An 869-nucleotide genomic window follows, 5' to 3' on the forward strand; every position below is an offset into this window, starting at 1 on the left:
CGGGTGTAATCGGGTTTCAGGATCTTCTACCAGCAATAGCGGACGCGATTCCGTATCCAGCGATACCGCGCCTTTCGCCTGCAACAGCGTTGAAAACAGTTCGAGCAGAATGATACGACGGCTGCGGCTATTGGGATCGCTCAACATCCGGTTGATATTATCCAAAGAGCGCCAGGATTTTCCGTTGTGCGCGCGCGCGTGGCGGGGATGGCGCGGCGTGAAGCCCTCATCCCCTTGCTCGGAAAAATAGTGCTCCAGCAGTTGCCGCATCGCCACCATCCCTTGACGCAGATCCTGATCGGTCAGCCGCTGCGGGTTGCGGGTCAGTTCCTGCATCAGTTGATTCAGGTGTTGGGTCAGGTCGTCGCTATTACTCTCGCGCACCGGCAACGGCGCGACGTCAACCCGTTTGCGCCGGGTGAAACGCGCATCGCGTAGCCGCAACACCGGGTGCAAAGTTGTCCAGCGCCAGCGGTTGCCCATCAGCGTCAAGGAAACTGCGCCAGGTGCACACCGCACCGCTTTCATCCACTTCACCTTCCAGACGATAGAAAATGCGCTGTAATCGCCCCTCGCCCCTGACCCAAACCGGCACCAGGCCACGGTATCGCGGCCCAAGGTGATGCCCGACGCCGCTTTCACAGAAGGTGAAGATAACCTGCAAGTGATGTTCCCGACTCGCTTCATCGCCGGGCGTAAAGTGGAAATCCTGCAAAGAAAAGTGATGCAGCGGCAATGCCGGCGACAGCAGCAGAGACAAGGCATCCAAGAGACTCGACTTGCCCCAAGCATTTTCCCCAATCAAGACCGTATTGTGCTCCAGTACCAGTGACAGACGATTGATGCCGCGGAATCCAACAACCTCCACG

At 58.1% G+C, this 869-nt stretch carries 1 pseudogene; it reads right to left on the reverse strand.

What is annotated here, in order from left to right:
* Positions 1 to 868 (reverse strand): annotated as a pseudogene (locus J5224_RS31160) (DUF2813 domain-containing protein); the annotation flags it as partial.
* Between the last annotated feature and the right edge of the window lies 1 nt (position 869).

The sequence above is a fragment of the Candidatus Symbiopectobacterium sp. NZEC135 genome, assembly GCF_025962695.1.